A 21,759-nucleotide genomic window follows, 5' to 3' on the forward strand; every position below is an offset into this window, starting at 1 on the left:
ATTAACCAGCAGATAAGAAGATTCTTATCACTTTTTTGTTTATTTATAAAACTATTTTAATAATAATTCTTATTTTGATCTCCTTTACGGGTTAAGATTGTTGCAATATGAAACCACTGATTGAAAAACTGCCAACCGGGCGCGACCATTCTTTTGTGGCCCGCTCCTACCGTACGCCCCATTTTGAAGTGCCCTGGCACCAGCATCCGGAGTTGGAGCTGATACTTTTTACTGAAGGGGAAGGTAATGCCTTTGTGGGCAATCATGTGGGTGAATTTGCCACCGGCGACATCTATTTCCTTGGCAGCAACCTGCCGCATACTTTCCAGAAAGCTGATCCTGACCTGGTCACCAGTGCCATGGTCATACAATTCCTGCCGAACTGCTGGGGCGACCAGTTGTTGGAAATGCCCGAGAGCAGGGACATAAACAGGTTGTTTGGGCATGCATCGGTCGGATTAAAACTGAAAGGCAGTACCATTGAAAAAATCACCCCGCTCCTTCGTGAGCTGGAATTTACCAACGGTTTTAACCGCATCATCCTGTTATGGCAATGCCTTCAGTGCATTGCCTCCGCAAAAGAATACGAGGAATTGTCCACCCATGAAATGGGCGCCCTGCAAGTGAAACAACAGGCCAGGATTGACCTCATATTCCAGTATACCATTGACCATTATGCGCAGAATATTACCCTGGACGAGATCGCGTCCTATGCGGGCATGAGTGTACCTGCATTCTGCAATTATTTCCGCAAGAGCACCAAAAAAACCTATATCGAATTCCTGAATGAAGTGCGGATCGGCAAGGCCTGCCAGCAACTGATCGATACGCAGAAAAGCATTTCTGAGATTGCATATGAAAACGGCTACAATACACTGGCAAACTTCAACAAGCAATTCCTGAAAGTCAGGAGCATGCAACCCAGCCAGTACCGCAAGGTGTTTTCCGCATCTGCAGAGGCACAGGCCAGCGGCCTGGAGTTCAGCGGCAAAATATACAGTTGACCGGCAGCGGAAAGCCGGTGTAAGTATTATTACTGACTCCGGCTTTCAGGTATTGCATTGTATAAATCTGAGGCATACTATTTCCACCTTTGCCATGATAATTTTATACGATAAATACCGATTTTATGAAGCAACTCACCTCCATGCTGGGCCTGGCCCTCATCCTCTTTATTTCGTCCTGTAAAAAGGATCCGGTTTTTATACCGACACTAACCATGACCAGTACCAGTATACAGGTTTTAACCGATGGTGGCAGCAGGGAGCTGGAGATCAGTTCCAATACAGACTGGAAAATTACGGTACCGGCAGAGGCCACAGGCTGGGTCAACCTGGACAGGAATACAGGCAAAGGAAATGCAAAGGTGACAATAACTGGAAATTCCGCGCAACCTGATCACTATTTTCCGCTCCAAACTGAGCATTAGTTTCCGGGGCAAAAACAACCACTACTTTACCGCGTCAATCTCATCACACTTGATGCACAAAACCGGGCCATGATGATGGATATTATTAAAGACCAACATAAAATATAGTAACTTTTTCAACACTAAAGTGATAGTAACAATTAGTGGTCAGTTTGCTACGGAATAAGGTGGTCAGCTTCATTGGAATTTCCAGTCGGGATTGAAGTTATAAAAATTCTGGGCTCAACCGTACAGGTCATATTTTGTACAGCATTTTCAGAATTCGCAGTAACCAGTTATGATCTTGATGCAGTAGACTATTTAATGAAGCCGATTGCTTTTAGCCGATTTGTGAAAGCCATAAATAGGATCAAAAGCAAAGAAAGAACTGAAATTAAAAACATTGACATATCAGATGATTACATTTTTGTGAAAACAGAACACAAGGGTAAGTTAATCCGGATAAGTTTGGCTGACATTGATTTTGTTGAAGCACGCAGCAATTATATTGCTATTCATAGAGGGCATAGTAAAACAATGGTATATTCATCCCTAAGGGACTTTGAGCAAAGATTGCGTTCCAGCCGATTTATTCGAATTCATAAATCCTATATTATCGACTCCTATAAAATAGCGCACGTGGAGAACAATGCTATCTTACTAAAAAACAGGTCGGAACGTATTCCATTGAGTAAGACATATAAAGCAGGGTTTCTGGATCAAATAAAAAACAGGCTCCTACTGTAAGCCGTACAAGCGAACCTCATCCTAAATTAATCGATTTAAAGTAAAAGAGACGGTTACAAAGAACCGCCCGCATTAGATAAATCTGAGTATCATAGTCACCAGAGCTCAGGAAACACTATTCCGGCAATTCTGTTTTCCTTGCTTTAGCGGCCTGCTTGGTCTGCCGTATGCGGTAACTGAAGCTCAGGTTGAGCTGACGCCGCCTGAACTGAAAATCCCCCTCGGTGTAAAAGTTATCGCCCCTGTTGACTGTACGGGTGCGGCGGGAATTAAAAACATCCATGATATTCAGGTTGATGGTCCCCCTTTCTTTCAGTATATCCTTACTAAAGGAAATATCCGCAAAGAACATTCCCTTCCTCCTGCCCTGCACTGTTTTCTGCGGTGCTTCGTAATTTGTCCTTACCTGTATATCCAGGTTGCGTGGCAGGATAAACCTGGAAGTCTGGCGGGCAAACCAGCTATAGGTGGATGCCCTGAAATCCGGTAGCAGGTTGGTACCATCGATATCGGAATAAAAGAAATTCAGGTTGAGGTCCATCTTCCACCATTGCCTGGGATTATACCCACCCGTGAACTCAAGTCCCATAGCATTTTCCGATTGCAGGTTCTGCGGCTTCGTGATGGCATTGCCTTCCGCATCCACCGTGCGGATCCGGTCTATTTTATCCTTCGTATTACGGTAATAGATAGCCGAAGTGAAACTTCCTTTGTCGAATGTTTTCAAATGCCCCAGTTCCATGAGGTTGGAATATTCAGGGTCCAGGTCGGGATTGCCACTGAAAAAATTCCGGCTGTCGGAAAAGGTAACATAGGGACTCAAATCATTGTAAAAAGGTCTCCGGACCCTTCTGCTGTAACTGAACTGGATCGCGTTCTCCTTTTCCAGATCAACACTTAAATGCGCGCTCGGGAAAACATTCATATACTTTCTAGGGTTCACCTCGGCCGTTTTCCTCAAGGTGGTGGTTACATCGGTCCACTCAGCCCTTAATCCACCCTGGTAGGACAACCGCTTTGTCTTGTTGCCGAGTATGCCGTATGCTGCCAGTATGTTTTCATTGTAATCAAAGATATTATCCAGTCCCGGTACCGGTTCAAAACTGCCGCCGGAACCCTGGCGCGTTACGAGGTAGTCATTGACCATATCCCGAAAGCTGCTCCTGAAGCCGGTTTCAAACTTTCCTTCGGCCGCTATCGGCTTGGTATAGTCCACCTGGAATAACCATTGGTCCTCATACTCATCGTTCAGCGATTTCTCCAGGAGCGCCTTGCCGGCATTCTCCGTTCCGTTGGGCTGGAAAAATCTTTGCGTAAATAGCTGGTCGGAATTTTCCCAATAATTCAGGTATTTCAGTTCTGCCACCAGTTCATGTCCCTTGCCGGGAAGCGTCTGTTTAAAATTCAAACTGTATTCCGAGTTGGGCTCAGTCTCATCTTCATCCTGTGTGCGCAAACTGATGCCTTTCAGATCAGACAGGCTGTTCAGGTAATCTTCATAACGGATGTTGGTCAGGCGGTTACCCTTGCTCCTTCGATTAAGGTAGGAGGCAGTTAAGATGCTTTTTTCTGTGAAATAATAATCCAGCCCGCCCCGGATATTATTGTTAAACCCGGTGAAGGTTCCGTTATTGGTTTGCTTTAAAATCGAAACCGTATCTGTGCCATACACTTCCTGGTATTGTGATCCCCGGTAGGGTTGTTTGCGATAGGCAATGCCATAGTTAAGGAAGAAATTGATTTTCCGGTGGCGGTAGTTCAGGTTGAAGGCAGCTCCCAGGTTGGTGGGAGTTCCCGTCACCAGTTCCACCGTTCCATTGAATCCCTGTTTGGTTTCCTTTTTAAGTACGATATTGATGATGCCGGCCATGCCTTCGGCCTCATAACGGGCAGATGGATTGGTGATGATCTCCACCCGTTCCACCATGCTCGCCTGCAATTGCTGCAAGCCACTGCCGCCCTTGATGCTCACCATTCCGGATGGTTTCCCATCGATCAGTATCCTTACATTATCGCTGCCTCGCAGTTTTACGCCGCCCTCGGCATCTACGGAAACGGAGGGAATATTGGTGAGGATATCCGAAGCGGTTCCCCCTGCGTTCGCAAGGTCCTTTCCCACGTTGAATACTTTCTTATCCAGCGAAAGCTGCATGGAGCTTTTTTCCGCCTGGACAATGACCTCATCCAGTATGCCGGATATGGGTTGCAGGGAGATGGTTCCCAGGTCATGGACCGTTCCTGTGGTGGCCAGGCTGAATTCCTTTGACCGGAACTTAGTGTAACCCATGAACTCAATCTCAGCGAAATATTTTCCTGTTGGCAGTTGTACGGAAAAGTATCCCGAATCATTTGACAGACCACCATTCACCAGTTTGTTTCCATCGGGTTTTATTATCCTGATGCTGGCATGTGACAGGGGGGATAAAGAAATGGCGTCAACGACCCTGCCCTTTACGGATGGCGTGGTGGCAGCCTGGGAAAAAGCGTTTATCCTTAACAGTAAGATGGTAACCAGGAAGCCTGTCACCAAAAATATTTTCTTATTCATGTTGCCCTTTAAAGCTAACCAATCAATCGGTGACGGTAAATTATTTCAAATCGATACCAGGTGGTGGCAATACTGTAAGTTCATTAAACGGTAGTTTTTATCGGAGTCGCTCATGTCGAATAATCATCTGATTTTCGACATAAAATCAGGTCAACACCCATTACTGTTCAGCTTTTTTACAGGTAAATAGTTTTGAGGTGGTTTACGAAACATGTACTCCCGCAACGTCCCGAAAAATGTTCAGTGACAGAAAAAAGCCAGCCAACGCTTAACACGTTGGCTGGCAAAGGTCGCTGTTGCGACAGGAGGCGGAGAGAGCGGGATTCGAACCCGCGATACCCTTTAGAGGTATACACACTTTCCAGGCGTGCTCCTTCAACCACTCGGACATCTCTCCAGTTTTTTTCACCCGACCCGGCGAGCGGATCACCCGTCGGGTGCCACCCGACGGGTGGATCTTCTCAAACGGGACGCAAATATAGGGGAATCTCAACCAATCGTCAACTCCCCACGCAGGGAAGTTTCCAATAATTCCTTCAGCCGCACCCGCGAATGCTTCTGCGCCAGCAGGAACATCAGCTTGGCCAGGGTGGCTTCGAAAGTCATGTCGTGCCCACTCACCACACCCATCTCCTTCAGGTCAATACTGGTCTCATAGCGGCCCAGTTCCACCGCCCCGCCGTCACACTGCGTAATGTCGATGACCAGCACCCCTCTTTTGATCGCAGCCCGCAAAGCCGCCAGGAACCAAGGCACCGTGGTGGCATTGCCGCTGCCAAAGGTTTCCAGGATCACTGCGCGGATGCCCGGGGTACCCAACACCGCTTCCACCGTGGCCGGCGTAATTCCCGGAAATACCTTTAATACCCCCACCGAGGGGTCCATCCTGCGGTGGACTTTCAGGCCCGCTTCCGGATGCTTTAAGATGAACTGCCGCTGGTATTTGATGGTAATCCCCGCTTCGGCCAGGGGCGGGTAATTCATGGAATAAAAAGCCTCAAATTTCTCTGCGTTATATTTCTTGGACCGGTTTCCCCGGAATAACTGGTAATCGAAATAAATACATACCTCGGGTACCAGGGCCTTCCCCCCCTTGCGCGCCGCAGCTATTTCCAGGGCCGTGATGATGTTCTCCTTCGCGTCGGTCCTGATCTCCCCAATGGGCAATTGCGAGCCTGTTAAAATCACGGGCTTGGACAGGTTCTCCAGCAGGAAACTCAGGGCCGATGCCGTAAAAGCCATGGTATCCGAACCGTGCAGGATCACAAACCCATCATACGCCTCGTAATTCTTTTCAATGATCCCCGCCAGTTCCACCCACACATCGGGATGCATATTGGAGGAATCCATCGGCGGGTTGAATGCATGCACTTCCACCTCGTAACCAAGTTTCACGATCTCGGGGATATTGTCGCGGATCTCTTTGAACCCGATTGGTTTCAGTGCCCCTGTGGCGGCATCCATTACCATTCCCACCGTTCCGCCGGTGTAAATGATCAGGATGCGGGGAATGGCAGTCCTGCGGTTGGCAGCAGATTTGCCGGTGGCAGCAGATTTGGTTGTGGCAGCAGATTTGCTTGTGGCAGCAGACCTGTGATGAAGAGTCCCTTCCTGGTCTGGAGAGGATTTTATGGTGGGGCGCGACTTGCGGCTGGCTTTTCTCATACAGTGTGTTAATTTGTTCAGGAGGCAGCGGCAAAAAGTTTTTCCGCATTGGCAGTGGTGACGGCAGCCACTTCTTCCGGCGAGACCTTGTAGATCTCCGCCAGTTTCTCCACCACATATACCAGGTAACTGCTTTCGTTCCGCTTACCCCGGAAGGGAACCGGGGTCAGGTAGGGCGCGTCGGTTTCCAGCACAATATTTTCCAGGCCCAGCTTTTCCAGCACGGCCGGCAGGCCTGCATTCTTGTAAGTGACCACCCCGCCGATGCCCAGGTAGAGTCCGGTTTTCACCACCTCACGGGCCAGTTCATAACTGCCGCTGAAACAATGAAACACACCCCTCAGGTTACCATCCTGCGCAGCCTTTACTTCATTGATGCATTCCTGGGTGGAATTGCGTGAATGAATGGCGATGGGCAGGCGATAATGTTTGGCCAGTTCAATCTGCCGGCGGAATACTTCATACTGCTGTACCTCATAAGTGCGGTCCCAGTAAAAATCAAGTCCAATCTCCCCTACCGCCGCAAATTTTCTTTTTGCCAGCCAGTCTTCCACCAGTCGTAATTCTTCTTCGTAATTCTCCTTCACATAACAGGGATGCAGTCCCATCATAGACAGGCATTCACCCGGATAAGCAGCTTCCAGGGACAACATGGCTTCGTGTTCCGAACTGTCAATAGCCGGCAGATAAAACCGCTTAACGCCCGCCCCACGGGCTTTTTCGAGTACTTCTGCAATGTCGTTCCGGAATTCTTCCACGTATAAATGGCAATGGGTATCGATGAGGATCATTTAACAAAGTTCAATAAAATTTAAAACTATTTTAAACGTTTTGGATGCAACCCGGTCATATCCACACAATAAAATTGACCACCACAAATTATTACTTATGAAAATGACAGTATCATTTGGCCGCATGGCAGCCGCCTTACTGATTGGCACAGGACTGTTCCTGGCCTCCTGTAGCAAAAACAATGATGAAAAGACCATCGTTTCAGCCGAGCAGGTAGCAATGACCACCGCCTCCGCTGAATCCGAAGCAGAAGGCGAAATCATCTTCGATGATGTATTTAACAACGTGATGGGTGTAAATGCCACCGTTGGAATCGGCGGCACAGGCGAATTCCAGGCCAACCAGTCCGACCAGCCCGGCACATTGCAATCCACCTGCTTTACCCTGAACTTCGATTTCCTCGCCGCACCGGACACCTTCCCGCTGAAAGTGACCATCGATTTTGGCACCACAGGCTGTACCGGTCGCGATGGCCGCATACGGATGGGAAAGATCATTACGGTTTACACCGGCCCGTTGATCAGGCCCGGATCTGTGGCAGAAACCAGCTTTGAAGGCTATTCCGTAAATGGTATTAAGGTAGAAGGACAGCACCGGGTGGAAAACAAGAGCACATCCACCCAGTTCACCTTTGAGACCAAAGTTACCAATGGCAAGCTTACGAGGCCGAATGGTAATACCTGGACCTGGAACCGCACCCGTACCATTACCCAGACAGATGGCTGGGGTACACCCTGGCTGGCTTCCGACGACGTTTTCACCATCGTTGGAAATGGCAGCGGCACGGTGACCATCGGTGACCGCACCGGAACCTGGACCAGCACTAATGTGGAGCCCCTCGTAAAACGCTTCAACTGCCGCTGGATCGTGAAGGGTAAACAAGCCATTCAGCGCAACGATGGCCCCGAGGGAATTATTGACTTTGGCACAGGCGATTGCGACAATAAGGCAACACTCACGGTAAATGGGGTTTCCAGAGAAATTACTTTGAAGTAATTAAAAAAATATTTTACCTTTAAATCAGTTTTCATAGGGTACGGATTAAAAACGGGCCAGGGTTTCTACCCAGGCCCAACTTTTTTTACAGAAGTCACCAATTTTTCATATTAGAGATTTCCCCATTTATTTCCCCCTGTTTTATTTGAAACTATCCATATTAAGGGACTCAAATGTGTATCCCATGTGGGAAAATTTTTCAAGCACCAGGGGCAGGGAATAGCTCAGACGATCCCATGCTTTCTCAGAATCATGGAACACAATGATGGCTCCTTTCCCGGCATTTTCCTGCACCATTTCCCAGCATTTTTCAGGTGTTAATTTGAGGTCAAAATCACCGCTCAGGATGGTCCACATAACCAGTTCATAACCGGCCTCACGCAAGGCCCTTCCCTGGAACCGGGTGAGCTTTCCATAAGGGGGCCTGAACAGTTTGCTGTCGATATATTTCCCGGCTTCGAGGATATCGCTGAAGTATGCCGCTGTGGCCGATCTCCAGCCATTCAGGTGGTGCATGGTGTGATTGCCTGTTGTATGTCCGCCGGCAAGAATCTGTTCATACACAGCTGGGTATGCAGCCACATTTTTCCCGATACAAAAGAATGTCGCCTTTGCATCGTATTGCTTTAATTGCTGCAGGACCCAGGGCGTGATGTCAGGATGCGGCCCGTCATCAAAACTTAGGTAGATTTTTTTCTCCTTTGTCTTCACCTGCCAATGCCAGTTGGGATACAGTACCCGCAACAATTTATTTGCCGTCGACCAATAATACATAAAGCGAAATTACCTTAAACCTCTTTTATCTTTGCGCCATGTCAAACAAAGTACGCGTTCGATTTGCCCCCAGTCCCACCGGTGGTCTCCACCTGGGCGGAGTGCGCACGGTTTTATACAATTACCTGTTTGCCCGTCACCACGGCGGGGATTTCATTCTTCGCATAGAGGATACCGATAGCAGCCGGTTTGTGCCGGGTGCCGAGGAGTATATCATGGAAACCCTGCGCTGGTGCGGTATGGAACCGGATGAGAGTCCCGCTGTGGGCGGCCCCTGCGGCCCCTACCGCCAGAGCGAGCGCAAGGAAGGATACCGTGAGTATGCGGACAAACTGGTTGCCCAGGGCAATGCCTACTACGCCTTCGACACCCCGGAGGAACTGGAAGAAATGCGTTCGGTGTTCAAAACCGCCGAAAACCCATCCCCCCAGTATGACCACCGGCTGCGGATGAAAATGCGCAATTCCCTCACCATGGGCGATGATGAAGTGCGACGGCTGCTCTCTGAAGGCATGCCTTATGTGATCCGCATCAAAATGCCAGACAATGAAACGGTTAGTTTCACCGATATGATCCGGGGGGAAGTGAGTTTTAACACCTCCACTGTAGACGATAAGGTTCTATTGAAAAATGACGGTATGCCTACCTACCACCTGGCCGTGGTGGTGGACGACTACCTGATGAATATCACCCACGCTTTCCGGGGGGAAGAATGGCTGCCCAGTGCGCCGGTGCACCTCCTGCTGTGGAAATACCTGGGACTGCAGGAATCCATGCCGCAATGGGCCCACCTGCCCCTGATCCTGAAACCCGATGGCAATGGCAAACTCAGCAAGCGCGACGGCGACCGCCTTGGATTCCCGGTATTTGCCATGAACTGGACCGATCCCCGCACCACTGAATTCACCCAGGGCTTCCGCGAAAGGGGCTTCCTGCCGGAAGCTTTCGTGAACATGCTGGCCATGCTGGGCTGGAACGACGGCAGCGGTCAGGAGATATTCTCCATGCAGGAACTCATTGAACGTTTCTCCATGGACCGTGTGCATAAGGGCGGTGCGAAATTCGATTTCGAAAAGGCCAAATGGTTTAACCACGAGTGGATCAAACAGGCGTCGGCAGAAAGATTGTTACCCGACGTAAAACGGGTAATGGAATCCGGCGGAATTACGGTTACAGATGACCGTTACCTTGAGACGGTGATCAATATGGTGAAGGAACGCTGTACCCTGCTGGGCGATTTTGCAGAACAGGCGGGATTCTTTTTCAGGACACCGGTTTCGCACGATATTGACAGCATCAGGGCAAAGTGGAACAGCGACAAGGAAAACTTCTTTGCTGAAGTGCAAGGGGTACTGAAGGACCTGGAAGACTGGTCCGCGCCGGCCATTGAAACCGCATTCAAGGACCTGGCGGTGGCAAGGGGCATCAAGGTGGGCGAATTGCAACTGCCCTTCCGCATCATGCTGGTGGGTGGCAAGTTCGGTCCCGCAGTATTTGACATCGCAGCCACCGTCGGCAAAGCTGAAACCCTCACCAGGATTGCATCCATGCCTTCGGTGGTGTAATCCTTCATCCGCCCGCAACCCTTCACCCGTCGGGTGCCACCCGACGGGTGAAGGGTTGCGGGCGGATGAAAAGCTTCTTTTGAAATAACAGGATTGTTGTAAATTTAATAGCTGCCATTTTGATAAAATCCGATCATTCAGTGAATACCACTACTGAAATTTCAGGAAATGCCTTATCAAAAGATCCTGTTGACGGGAGGCGCCGGTTTTATCGGCAGCCATGTAGCGGACGCGTTACTGGCGAACGGAAAAGAAGTTATCTGCATTGATAATTTTGATCCTTTTTATAATGCCGCCATTAAGGAAGAAAATATTTCCGGGGCAAGGAAAAATCCTTCTTTTCAACTACTTCGGCTTGACCTGGCAGATACGAGTCCGGCAGAGCTGGCATCACTGCTGGAAGGCGCGGGCATTGATGCCATCATTCACCTGGCAGGCCGGGCGGGTGTGCGACCCAGTATCCAGTATGCTGAATCCTATTATGAGTGTAACCTTATCGGCACCCTGCACCTGCTGGAATTCGCCAGATTACAGCATATTACCCAGTTCATATTTGCTTCCTCCAGCAGCGTATATGGCAATAATCCGGCCCTGCCCTGGCGGGAAGACAATCCCGAACACCATCCCATCAGCCCCTATGCAGCCACCAAACTGGCAGCGGAAGAACTGGGGGATGTGTACACACATCTTCACGGCATCCGTTTCATTGCCCTGAGGCTTTTTACCGTGTATGGACCCCGGCAGCGACCAGACCTTGCCATCCATCGCTTCTACGATAAGATCAGCAAGGGAGAACCGATTCAGTTATATGGGGATGGCAGTTCCAGCCGCGACTATACTTTCGTTACAGATATTGTTGCCGGAATCCTGGCAGCGCTGGAATACCAGGGCGGATCAGAGGTGATCAACCTGGGCGATCACCGCACCATTTCACTTCTGACACTGGTCAGCACTATTGAAAAAGCGATGAACAAAAAAGCCATAATCGAGTGGTTGCCCATGCAGGCGGGTGATGTGAATACCACTTATGCTGATATCAGCAAGGCAGGCATGCTCCTGGGGTACAAGCCAGGCGTTCTGTTTGAAGAAGGGATAGCCCGTTTTGTGAAATGGAAAGAAGATCAATCCCGTTTACTCACCCACGCCTGATAACTACCGCAAATGGAAAAATTTAATAGTATATGGCTCATTCTTTTTGCGGCCATACTATTATTGTTTTTGCGACTTGGCTCCACCACTGTGTTCCAGGTGGCTGAGGCCCGTAATGCGGAATGCGCGGCAGAAATGATGCGGAATCATCAATACATCGTTCCCGTTTTCAATGGTAAGATCCGCACCGATAAACCACCGCTTCATTATTATGCAATGATGGCGGCCTATTCCGTTGCGGGAAAATCAGAAGTAGCCGCCAGGTTTTTTTCTGCCATCTGTGGCATACTGGTAGTTGCTGCAGTTTACGTCTGGACCCGCAAACATTATGGAAACAAAGCCGCAATTTTATCTGCGCTGATTTTATTATCCTCCCTGCATGTATGTCTGCAATTCAGGCTGGCCACGCCGGACCCCTATCTCATCCTGACACACCTGCTGGCATTGCTGGCCTTCCATGAAGGATATGTTTCCGGCAACAGGAAATGGATCTATGCCATGCACCTGTTCCTGGGCTTTGCCATCCTCGCCAAAGGCCCGGTTGGTTTGTTATTGCCGGCTTTCACCATTTTTGTTTACCTGCTCAGTAATAAAGACCTGAATGCAACCAGTATCCGGGGCCTGCAACCAATTGCCGGCATCCTGGTCATTGCGGCTGTTGCACTGCCCTGGTACCTGCTTGCACACAAGCATTCTAACGGCGAATGGACCAGAGGTTTTTTCCTGGAACATAATATCGGCAGGTTCAAACAACCTACGGAAGGACATAAGGGACCTTTCTTTATGCCTTTACTTTTTTTGCTGGGGGGCTTATTTCCTTTTTCCCTTTTTCTGCCGCGGGTGATCATTACCGTTATGAAAGACTTTAGAAGGGACAAAAGCCAGTGGTTGTTGCTGGTGTCAGCTGCCTGCATCGTTCTGCTGTATTCGGTCTCCAGCACCAAACTCATCAATTATACCAGTCCGGCCTATCCATTCCTGGCAATAATCATGGGTGTGAATCTCAGCCGTGTGGAAGGCAGTATCTTCAGGGCTGAACGAATCATTCTTGCCATCATAACTATGGCGATACCAGTTACGGCTTATATCCTGTTCGAAAAAGAAGGGATGGCTATACCGGAATACACTCCCTTGCTTTTCCTCCTTTACCCGATTGCAGCTATCGCAGCATGGATATTGCTGGATAAAAGTCAAACCTTTAAAGCACTGCAAGCCCTGGCAGTCATCAGCATGGGGCAGGTATTGGTTTTTTTTGGCCTGGTATTTCCCTCAATGGACAGGACGGGATCTGTATACCGATTAAAGAACATCATACGCGATGCACCATCAGTTATTGCTTTTGACGACCTGAACGATGCATTTGTATTTTACCGAAATGCACCCATTTCCCTTGTAAAAGAAAAGGACAGTCTGTTGAATATTTTGCAGCAGCAACCCGGCACTGTGGTAATTGAAAAAGCGAAACAGTCGGCCATCGAGGAATGGAGGCCTCCGCTTGAAATAATCGCGCAGGCAAAAGATCTGTTCAGCAGCCGGACATCCTTTATATACAGGCAAACGGAAAAAATACAAACTGATGGAAATAACCCTGGTAATCGCGGTCTACAATGAAGCGGATAATATTGTACCGCTTTTGAAAGCGGTGGAAACAGCCATGGACGGCTTTGATTATGAAGTTGTTATTGTAGATGACGGCTCCATAGATGGAACGCTAAGGCAATTAAGAGAAAATATCCGCGGTAATACCAGGGTGCTGGCGCTTCGAAAGAATTACGGGCAGTCGCTGGCAATGGCGGCAGGTATCAATGTGGCTGAAGGTGATTTCATTGCCACTCTTGACGGTGACCTGCAGAATGATCCTGCCGATATCCCGGCCATGTTGCAATTGGCAAAGGATGGTCAGTGGGACCTGGTGGCAGGCGTCCGCAAAAACAGGCAGGATGGTTTCATACTGAGGAAGATACCCAGCAGGATCGCCAACCTGATCATCCGGAACAGTACGAAAGTGATGTTGCACGATTATGGTTGTACGCTGAAGGTTTTCAGGAATGAGATTGCACAGAGTCTTGGACTTTATGGCGATATGCATCGCTTTATTCCGGTGCTGGCTGCGCTGCAGGGCGCCAGGATGACCGAAATGGAAGTGCGTCATCATCCCAGGATTCATGGCAGTTCCAAATATGGTATCGGGCGAACGATACTTGTGATCAGCGACCTTTTTTTCGTCCTGTTCATGAAAAAATACTTTCAGCGACCTATGCATATTTTCGGGCCGGCAGGCATCCTGATTTTCATGGCAGGCGCTGTTATCAATGGGTTCCTGCTGGTACGGAAATTACAGGGTGAGCAAATCGCCCAGAGACCTTTGCTCCTGGTGGGTATAATATTCCTGCTGGCTGGATTGCAACTCGTCCTGACCGGGATACTGGCAGAAATCATGATGCGTACCTATTACGAGTCGCAGCAAAAACAGCCATACCGGGTCCGCGATATCATACTGCCCAAAAAAGGTAGCATATGAAAAAGGTGATACTGCTCATCGTACGAATTACTGTTATAGTTTTAGCTTTCTACCTCGTTTTCAGGAAGCTGAGCCTGCAGGATCTGCTGCAGGCCTGGCGTTCCATCCATGCGGTTTGGCTGATTCCGGCACTGCTGCTGTACAATCTTTCCCAATTCACCAGCGCGCGGCGCCTGCAGCATTTTTATCATGCCATCAGGGTGAACATCTCCTTCCAGTCCAACCTCCTGCTTTATTATAAGGCCATGTTCTACGGGTTGTTCCTTCCGGGTGGTATCAGTGGCGATGCTTACAAAGTGATCCGGTTGAAAAGGGTTTCCACTGTCTCCAACCGGTCACTGATTACTGCCACATTTCTCGATCGTGCAACGGGATTAATGGTATTGGTCATATTGATCGCCCTGCTCCTGATCCGGGTACTGGAAATCAGGTACACATGGCTGTTATGGACTGGGACTGTGTTAATTATTATCGCCGTAACAGTCCTGGCAGCCTGGTTAATAAGAAGGTATATGGCTGAATTCAGCCTTGCGGCAGTGACGGGTGCCGGCCTTTCAGTACTTATCCAGTTTTTGCAGCTTGCCTCGTTTTTCTGCATCCTGCAAAGCATGTCAACCCCTGTTCATCAATGGTTATCCTATGCATTACTGTTTTATTTGGGATCGGTGTTATCTGCTGTTCCTGTCAGCATTGGCGGGATAGGTATCCGCGAATGGGTATTTGCTACCGGATCCGGCTGGCTGGGGCTGGCAGCATCCACCGCAGTTACGGCAAGCCTGCTCTTTTTCCTGCTGGCAGCAGGCAGTGCCCTGGTTGCCGCCTTCCTTCCGGACCCTGCCCTTCACCCGTCGGGTGGCACCCGACGGGTGGCACCCGACGGGTGAAGGTTTGCGGGCGGATAAAAATCATCCCACGACCTGTCACTTCTCAGCTCTCACTACCCGCCAATTCCTATCTTTACCCCGCCATATGACTACAATCAATCGCCCCATACGAATATTGGTAGCCAAAGTGGGCCTGGACGGCCACGACCGCGGTGCCAAAGTTATTGCCACCGCCATGCGCGATGCCGGCATGGAAGTAATTTATACCGGACTGCGCCAGACCCCTGAAATGGTTGTCAACGCTGCCTTACAGGAAGACGTGGATGCCATCGGCATCAGTATCCTCAGTGGTGCGCACATGACGGTTTTCCCTAAGATCATCCAGTTGATGAAGGAAAAAAGGATGGACGATGTGCTGCTGACCGGCGGAGGCATTATACCTGAAGACGACATGAATGAACTGTACGAAATGGGTGTGGGAAAGCTTTTCGCGCCGGGCACTGCCACGCAGGAAATCGCCGCCTACATTTCCAACTGGGTAAAAGAACACAGAAATTTTTAACCTTAACCGCCACTTCGGTGGTCCCGTTGGACGTTCACCCGTCGGGTGGCACCCGACGGGTGAATAAACTCAAGAATATGTACCAGACCATTTTTACCGAACTCCACGACCACGTACTAACGATCACCATCAACCGTCCGGATAAACTGAATGCCCTCAACAAGACGGTCATCGAAGAACTTGGCAAGGCCCTTCATTCCTTCAACAAACACCCTGAAATGTGGGCAGCCATCATTACCGGAGTTGGCCCGAAAAGTTTTGTGGCAGGCGCCGATATCAGTGAGTTTCTTGAACTCGATGGTAAAGGCGGCAGGGAACTGGCAATGAAAGGCCAGGACCTGGTTTTTTCCGCTATCGAAAACAGTTCCAAGCCCATCATTGCGGCCGTGAACGGTTTTGCACTGGGTGGTGGTTGCGAACTGGCGATGGCCTGCCATTTCAGGATTGCATCCGACAATGCCAAATTCGGCCAGCCCGAAGTGAACCTCGGACTGATCCCTGGTTATGGCGGTACACAAAGGCTTACACAACTTATCGGCAAGGGCAAGGCAATGGAACTGATGATGACAGGCGCCATGATCAGTGCCCAGGAAGCCCTCAGGCTCGGACTGGTAAACTATGTTACAAGCCCTGAAGAACTCATGCCCAAAGCAACCGAATTGATTACTACGATTACTTCGAAGGCCCCTATCGCCATTTCCAGAATAATTGAGCTCACCAATATGGCAGCAATCGGGCACCCGGACGGACTGCAACGCGAAGCTGCCGCCTTTGGAGAACTTTTTGACACCGAGGATGCCAAGGAAGGCGCCAGGGCTTTCATTGAGAAAAGGCCTGCCTATTTCCACGGGAAATAAGGAAGGCAAACTAATTTTGCGACCTATTAATCAATCACAATAATAGCCACATGGAATACAGAATAGAAAAAGATACAATGGGCGAAGTAAAAGTGCCCATTGATGCATTTTATGGTGCCCAGACCCAGCGCAGCATCGATAATTTTAAAATTGCGCAGGACACTAACAAGATGCCAAAAGAGATCATCCGGGCTTTTGCTTACCTGAAAAAAGCCGCGGCCCTCACGAATTACGATGCCGGTGTGCTGCCAAAAGAAAAATGCGACATGATCGGTCGCGTTTGTGATGAGATCCTGGAAGGCAAGCTGGACGCGTATTTCCCGCTGGTGGTTTGGCAAACCGGTTCCGGTACACAAAGCAATATGAACGTGAACGAAGTTGTGGCTTACCGCGGTCATGTGCTCAACGGCGGCACACTGGGCGACAAAGAAAAATTCCTGCACCCCAATGACGATGTCAATAAATCACAGTCTTCCAACGATACCTTCCCAACGGCCATGCACATAGCAGCCTACAAAATGCTGCAGGAAGTAACCATCCCCGGTATCGAGAAACTGCGCAATACCCTGGCGGAAAAAAGCAGGCAGTTCATGCATGTGGTGAAGATCGGCCGCACCCACTTTATGGATGCCACACCGCTCACCGTAGGACAGGAATTCAGCGGATATGTATCGCAGTTAGATCATGGCCTTAAAGCCATAAAGAATACATTACCGCATCTTGCCGAACTGGCACTTGGCGGTACCGCGGTTGGTACGGGTATCAACACCCCGCCTGCGTATTCGGAAAATGTTGCCGCTCACATTGCAGCACTGACCGGACTTCCATTCATCACTGCCGAAAACAAATTTGAGGCCCTTGCAGCACACGATGCCATCGTGGAATCACATGGCGCCCTCAAAACAGTGGCCGTCAGCCTGATGAAGATCGCCAATGATATCCGTATGCTGTCCAGCGGTCCGCGTTCCGGCATCGGCGAACTTTTCATTCCCGATAACGAACCCGGCTCATCCATCATGCCCGGAAAAGTAAACCCCACCCAGTGTGAAGCCCTCACCATGATCTCCGCACAGGTGATGGGTAACGATGTTGCCATCAATATCGGTGGGGCAACCGGGCATTTTGAGCTGAATGTCTTCAAACCGATGATGATCTATAACTTCCTGCACAGTGCGAGGCTGATCGGCGAAGGATGTGTAAGCTTCAATGATAAATGTGCCGTAGGTATTGAACCTATTGAAGCCAATATCCAGAAGCATGTGGACAATTCGCTGATGCTGGTTACTGCACTCAATCCAAAAATCGGTTATTACAAGGCAGCAGAAATAGCACAGAAAGCACATAAGGAAGGAACTACCCTGAAAGAAATGGCGGTAAAACTGGGTTACCTCACACCGGAAGAGTTTGACCAATGGGTAATTCCAGCCAATATGGTTGGCAAATTATCCTGAACGTCCATAAAACTTAGGGGGAAATGGTGATTTTTTTGCCTTATTAAGCCACCCGACAATTTCGAAAGCCAATAAGCGTTTATAACTCGCTTATTGGCTTTTTTTATATGTGTTCCCAGAAATCCTTCCAATGTCATGAAAAATTTCTACCCGCCGGCCTGTTTATTGAGAGTCTTTACCCTGCTGTTCATCCTTTTGCTGTTGGGCAACGGTTCTGCCCTGGCACAGAAATATGGTTATAGTTATGTAAACCTCACCAAAAAAACTGTTGGCGGCACAGTTGAGCCGGGAGATATCCTGGAAATCAGGTACAGCGTTTTATTTCCCTGGGGATTCAATCCCAGCGGCAACAGAAGGGTGTACAATGTCCGCTATTTTGATTATGTGCCCACCAATACCCAGATGCTTACCAGTTCCACTGATTCAATAAGGATCATCACCAACGAGGGACTTACCCACAGAAAATATACACTCGCCAGCGGGGATGATGCTGCCATTTATGTGGCACCCACACCCACCAGCACCTATTATAATATACGCATCAATATCGGAACCGGTGCGGGTAATGCTACCAATACCAATATCACCCCCTTAACAGGCGGCGGCCAAATTAACCTTGCCAGTTCAGGGGCCGGTGACCAGCCCAAGTGGTGGACAGGTCATCTCTTTTCCACATCATTTCGTGTAAGGGTAACCGGGAACTACAGCGATACCATTTCCCTGGGGGGCGGCAGATTGTACTATACCATGTCCACCTCCACCAGTAGCCCAAGGTTTATGCAGGTCCCTAATTTTAAAATACTTATTTCAAGGAATGAATCACTTTGTGCCAATGCCACAGGAACAAACTTCCTGGGTGAATTCGGGGGAAGTTTCGGAACGGGTTCAGGTTTAAACCGCTCTACCGCACCCGAATACAGTAATCCCAACTATACTTATATAAATAATGTGAGCCCCTCTGTTTCAGTAGATGACGGATCATATGCCATTGTAAACAATACCAGTCCCCGCTCCGGAACCAATACCAATGCACAACGTGTGCCCAACTGTACCGGTACACCCATTGCAAATGACAATTGTAATAACCGCATGTTCAATGGCCAGTGGGATATAATTGGCGACCACACAGGGCAGAGTACTTCGGCAAGCAACCCACCTCCGTCCGGCACCACCACAAGCGGTTATATGCTGATGGTGAATGCTGATTATGTAACATCGGAAGCTTATAAGCAAACGATCACCGGACTATGCGCAAATACCACTTACGAGTTTTCGGCCTGGTTCAGGAATATCTGTCCCACCTGCGGTGCTACAGCAAACCTGCAGGCGACCAACCAACCCGGGGTATTACCCAACCTCACTTTTGTACTGGATGGACTTGACCGCTACAGCACAGGTGAAATTGCATACGACCCCAGTGGCAACTGGGTGAAAAAAGGATTCACATTTACCACAGGTGCCAACCAGTCTGCTGTCACCTTGTCCATCCGCAACAATGCACAGGGAGGCGGGGGCAACGATTGGGTAATGGACGATATTTCCCTTGCAACCTGCCAGCCAAACCTGGTTATGAAACCTTATGGCAATGCCGTTGTCTGCTATGGTAATCCCATCCAGTTTTCAGCGGATATCCAGAGTTATTTTTCCAACTATACCCATTACCAGTGGGAAAGAAGTACCGATAGTGGTGCAACCTGGGTAAAAAGTGCCGCGGCCGTCGGAAGTCCGGTTCTGACAAACGGGCAGTATATGTATACAGTAGATTACCCCGGATTTATAGGCGATTCTTCCTCCCATGGGGATATTATCCGGCTGAGGGTAGCCACCACGGCAGGCAATCTGCAGGGTGATGAATGCTCCTTCCTTGCCAATACAAATGTGGTGGTGATGGTAAACAATTGCGGCGAGGTGCTGGATGCAGACCTGGTGCAGTTTAAAGCGCAACTGGTTTCCGCAGGGGTTTCACTTCGCTGGACCTCGGTCAATGAAGTACGCGGTATGAACTATATCATCGAAAAAAGTCCGGACAGGCTGAACTGGCAAAGAATTCAAACTTTGCCGGCAAAAGCGATATCAAACCGGAACGACTATTCCCTGCTGGACCCCGGCAACATACAGAAAGAAATGTACTACCGGATCAGAATGGTGCAGAATGATAAATTCAAATTTTCGGAGGTGCTGCTGGTGAAGCCAGAAAATAATCGCCGGTCCTTCACAATAAAAGCTCTTCAGAATCCGTTTCAGAACCATCTTCCGGTAGAACTGACAATGCCGGCGGGTGGCGAGATTAACCTGTTCCTGTTTGACCTTTATGGTAAAGTGCAAAAACAGATTTCAGCGAGGGTTACAGCAGGTAACCATCAGGTAAGTTTTACTGAAACAGGCTCAATGCCGGCAGGAACCTATATTCTCGTGGCAAGGTATAACGACCAGATACAACAAAAGAAAGTATTAAAGACTAACCAATAAACGAATTCAAGTTCTGTTTTGGTCCGTACCTTATATTGATTTGACGACCAATATCCATCGAAAAACCAAGAGGCTTGGTTAAAAGGAAATGTTGTCAATTTCGAATATAGGGTTTAGCTCCCCTCCTTTTCCTGGGAGGGGATTTTTGGTGAATGGTGAAGGGTGAATGGTGAAGGGGGGTTAGCGGGTGGCGGAGAAGGAGCCGGAGGTGATTGTCCTTTCGGCGCCGGTTGAATCGAGGGCCTTGCCAGAGAATGTACCGATTACTTTTTCAGCGTCCAGGCGGGAAATGGTGATTTTGAAAGCCGACGGGTCGGGAGTGGATTCATATACTGTCAGGCCTTCCTCCAGGTATATCATGGCAGAAAATGGCGCCAGGTAATCACCCGCCTGCAAAACGGCACCTCCGATCGCCAGACCCAGTGACCCGACACCATCGAGCGTCATTCCCTCAATGCCCATGATCTGCAAACCATTTATTTCTTCAATGATCACGGTGTCTATGACACCACTGTAAAGTGTATTCCCTTCCGTGAACCGCCAGGTATTTTCCTGGCTGGCAGCCGGATCAGACATTTCAAGACTTTTCTCCTTGGTACAGGCAACCAGTGTAAACATGCTCACCACCACCCACAACCATCCGGATCGAATAAACTTTTTCATACAAAAAGATTTGAATCAGGATACCTGAACATCGTCATTCACCCTGGTACTGGTTTCAATTGATTTTTTTACTTCAGGCGTTTCGGTTTGCAGGAACCGCTTCTGGAATATCAAAAGGGTGATCACACCAACAGAAATGGATGCGTCTGCAATATTGAAAACCGGACTGAAAAATTCGAACTCATCGCCCCCTACAAATGGCATCCATTCGGGATAATGAGACCGGATGATGGGGAAGTAAAACATATCCACCACCTTGCCGTGAAGGAAGCCCGCATAACCTTTATCGGGGAAGATTTTCGCAACGGAAGTATAGGTGCTTTCATCAAAAATGAGTCCGTAAAACATGCTGTCAATCAGGTTCCCCAATGCCCCCGCGAATATGAGTCCCACACATACAATAAACCCCGGATGCTGTTTCTTCTTCATGATCTCCCTGATATACCACACGCCAAAAAGAACGGCCACCATGCGGAACAGAGTCAGGGACATTTTGCCGATCTCACCGCCGAACTTCCATCCCCAGGCCATGCCCTCGTTCTCCACAAAATAAATCTGGGCCCATTCCGCGTCTTCACCAAAAGGCCTGATACCCCTGTCATAGGCTGTCAGGGGATGATGACTCGTATCCCAATGATAACTAAGGGGCATATTTGTCTTCACCCAAATCTTCAGTACCTGGTCTGCCACCAGGATCAAAACAATCAATAAAATTAAATTTCTCGCCTTTGCCATAGCTTCTTGTAAAGGGACAAAGATAACCGTTGG

Annotated in this window: 19 protein-coding genes and 1 tRNA gene; 13 read left to right on the plus strand and 7 right to left on the minus strand. The window is 49.1% G+C overall.

Annotated features, from left to right (window positions below; translation table 11 throughout):
• Positions 1–107 precede the first annotated feature (107 nt).
• The 3 genes from BC349_RS06375 (at position 108) to BC349_RS06385 (ending at position 2,155) form a co-directional block, all read left to right on the plus strand.
• Positions 108–1,004 carry an AraC family transcriptional regulator gene (locus tag BC349_RS06375; RefSeq protein WP_187255877.1) on the plus strand — a complete coding sequence of 299 codons (897 nt, stop codon included), beginning with the start codon at positions 108–110 and terminating at the stop codon, positions 1,002–1,004.
• A 125-nt stretch (positions 1,005–1,129) separates the two neighbouring features.
• Positions 1,130–1,429 (plus strand): BACON domain-containing protein, encoded by a 300-nt coding sequence (locus tag BC349_RS06380; RefSeq protein ID WP_187255878.1) that lies wholly within the window; start codon positions 1,130–1,132, stop codon positions 1,427–1,429.
• A 180-nt stretch (positions 1,430–1,609) separates the two neighbouring features.
• Positions 1,610–2,155 carry a LytR/AlgR family response regulator transcription factor gene (locus BC349_RS06385; RefSeq protein ID WP_187255879.1) on the plus strand — a complete coding sequence of 182 codons (546 nt, stop codon included), beginning with the start codon at positions 1,610–1,612 and terminating at the stop codon, positions 2,153–2,155.
• A 115-nt stretch (positions 2,156–2,270) separates the two neighbouring features.
• Here BC349_RS06385 and BC349_RS06390 read toward each other — a convergent pair whose 3' ends face one another.
• The 4 genes from BC349_RS06390 to BC349_RS06405 all read right to left on the minus strand — a co-directional run bounded on the left by BC349_RS06390 (position 2,271) and on the right by BC349_RS06405 (position 7,159).
• Positions 2,271–4,703, minus strand: a complete 2,433-nt coding sequence (locus BC349_RS06390) for a TonB-dependent receptor (protein ID WP_187255880.1) — start codon at positions 4,701–4,703, stop codon at positions 2,271–2,273.
• Positions 4,704–5,012: 309 nt separating this feature from the next.
• Positions 5,013–5,100, minus strand: a tRNA-Ser gene (locus BC349_RS06395).
• Between the two features lie 92 nt (positions 5,101–5,192).
• Positions 5,193–6,368 carry an asparaginase gene (locus tag BC349_RS06400; protein WP_222840087.1) on the minus strand — a complete coding sequence of 392 codons (1,176 nt, stop codon included), beginning with the start codon at positions 6,366–6,368 and terminating at the stop codon, positions 5,193–5,195.
• A gap of 17 nt (positions 6,369–6,385) precedes the next feature.
• Entirely contained in the window at positions 6,386–7,159 is a 774-nt protein-coding gene (locus tag BC349_RS06405) for a TatD family hydrolase (RefSeq protein WP_187255881.1), read from the minus strand.
• A gap of 97 nt (positions 7,160–7,256) precedes the next feature.
• On the opposite strand from BC349_RS06405, the gene BC349_RS06410 reads away from it, so the two are divergent.
• Entirely contained in the window at positions 7,257–8,156 is a 900-nt protein-coding gene (locus tag BC349_RS06410; RefSeq protein ID WP_187255882.1) for a hypothetical protein, read from the plus strand.
• 141 nt (positions 8,157–8,297) lie between these two features.
• Here the strand turns inward: BC349_RS06410 and BC349_RS06415 are convergent, their stop codons facing one another.
• Positions 8,298–8,930 carry a polysaccharide deacetylase family protein gene (locus BC349_RS06415; protein ID WP_187255883.1) on the minus strand — a complete coding sequence of 211 codons (633 nt, stop codon included), beginning with the start codon at positions 8,928–8,930 and terminating at the stop codon, positions 8,298–8,300.
• A gap of 38 nt (positions 8,931–8,968) precedes the next feature.
• Between BC349_RS06415 and gltX the strand changes: the two genes are divergently transcribed.
• The 9 genes from gltX (at position 8,969) to BC349_RS06460 (ending at position 20,328) form a co-directional block, all read left to right on the plus strand.
• Complete coding sequence (gltX, locus tag BC349_RS06420) at positions 8,969–10,495, plus strand: glutamate--tRNA ligase (protein ID WP_187255884.1); 1,527 nt, start codon at positions 8,969–8,971, stop codon at positions 10,493–10,495.
• 168 nt (positions 10,496–10,663) lie between these two features.
• Positions 10,664–11,644, plus strand: coding sequence for an NAD-dependent epimerase/dehydratase family protein (locus tag BC349_RS06425; RefSeq protein ID WP_187255885.1), 981 nt, complete (start codon positions 10,664–10,666; stop codon positions 11,642–11,644).
• Between the two features lie 12 nt (positions 11,645–11,656).
• Positions 11,657–13,255 carry an ArnT family glycosyltransferase gene (locus tag BC349_RS06430; RefSeq protein ID WP_187255886.1) on the plus strand — a complete coding sequence of 533 codons (1,599 nt, stop codon included), beginning with the start codon at positions 11,657–11,659 and terminating at the stop codon, positions 13,253–13,255.
• Positions 13,221–14,165, plus strand: coding sequence for a glycosyltransferase family 2 protein (locus tag BC349_RS06435; RefSeq protein WP_187255887.1), 945 nt, complete (start codon positions 13,221–13,223; stop codon positions 14,163–14,165). The genes BC349_RS06430 and BC349_RS06435 overlap by 35 nt, the downstream gene beginning before the upstream one ends.
• Positions 14,162–15,049, plus strand: a complete 888-nt coding sequence (locus BC349_RS06440; protein WP_187255888.1) for a lysylphosphatidylglycerol synthase transmembrane domain-containing protein — start codon at positions 14,162–14,164, stop codon at positions 15,047–15,049. Before BC349_RS06435 ends, BC349_RS06440 begins: the two co-directional genes overlap by 4 nt.
• An 85-nt stretch (positions 15,050–15,134) precedes the next feature.
• The gene (locus tag BC349_RS06445; protein ID WP_187255889.1) at positions 15,135–15,551 is read left to right on the plus strand and encodes a cobalamin B12-binding domain-containing protein; all 417 of its coding nucleotides are present in this window, start codon (positions 15,135–15,137) and stop codon (positions 15,549–15,551) included.
• Positions 15,552–15,628: 77 nt separating this feature from the next.
• The gene (locus BC349_RS06450) at positions 15,629–16,408 is read left to right on the plus strand and encodes an enoyl-CoA hydratase/isomerase family protein (protein WP_187255890.1); all 780 of its coding nucleotides are present in this window, start codon (positions 15,629–15,631) and stop codon (positions 16,406–16,408) included.
• Between the two features lie 50 nt (positions 16,409–16,458).
• On the plus strand, positions 16,459–17,859 hold the full coding sequence (fumC, locus tag BC349_RS06455) for a class II fumarate hydratase (protein ID WP_187255891.1): 1,401 nt from the start codon (positions 16,459–16,461) through the stop codon (positions 17,857–17,859).
• A 135-nt stretch (positions 17,860–17,994) separates the two neighbouring features.
• A complete protein-coding gene (locus BC349_RS06460) occupies positions 17,995–20,328 on the plus strand; it encodes a T9SS type A sorting domain-containing protein (protein ID WP_187255892.1) in 2,334 nt (777 codons plus the stop codon).
• A gap of 180 nt (positions 20,329–20,508) precedes the next feature.
• Here the strand turns inward: BC349_RS06460 and BC349_RS06465 are convergent, their stop codons facing one another.
• Both BC349_RS06465 and BC349_RS06470 read right to left on the minus strand, forming a co-directional pair.
• Positions 20,509–20,991, minus strand: coding sequence for a hypothetical protein (locus tag BC349_RS06465; protein WP_187255893.1), 483 nt, complete (start codon positions 20,989–20,991; stop codon positions 20,509–20,511).
• Between the two features lie 15 nt (positions 20,992–21,006).
• Positions 21,007–21,726, minus strand: a complete 720-nt coding sequence (locus BC349_RS06470; protein WP_187255894.1) for a lipoprotein signal peptidase — start codon at positions 21,724–21,726, stop codon at positions 21,007–21,009.
• Between the last annotated feature and the right edge of the window lie 33 nt (positions 21,727–21,759).

Origin of the sequence: Flavihumibacter stibioxidans, from assembly GCF_014332695.1 — a bacterium.
Classification (GTDB): domain Bacteria; phylum Bacteroidota; class Bacteroidia; order Chitinophagales; family Chitinophagaceae; genus Flavihumibacter; species Flavihumibacter stibioxidans.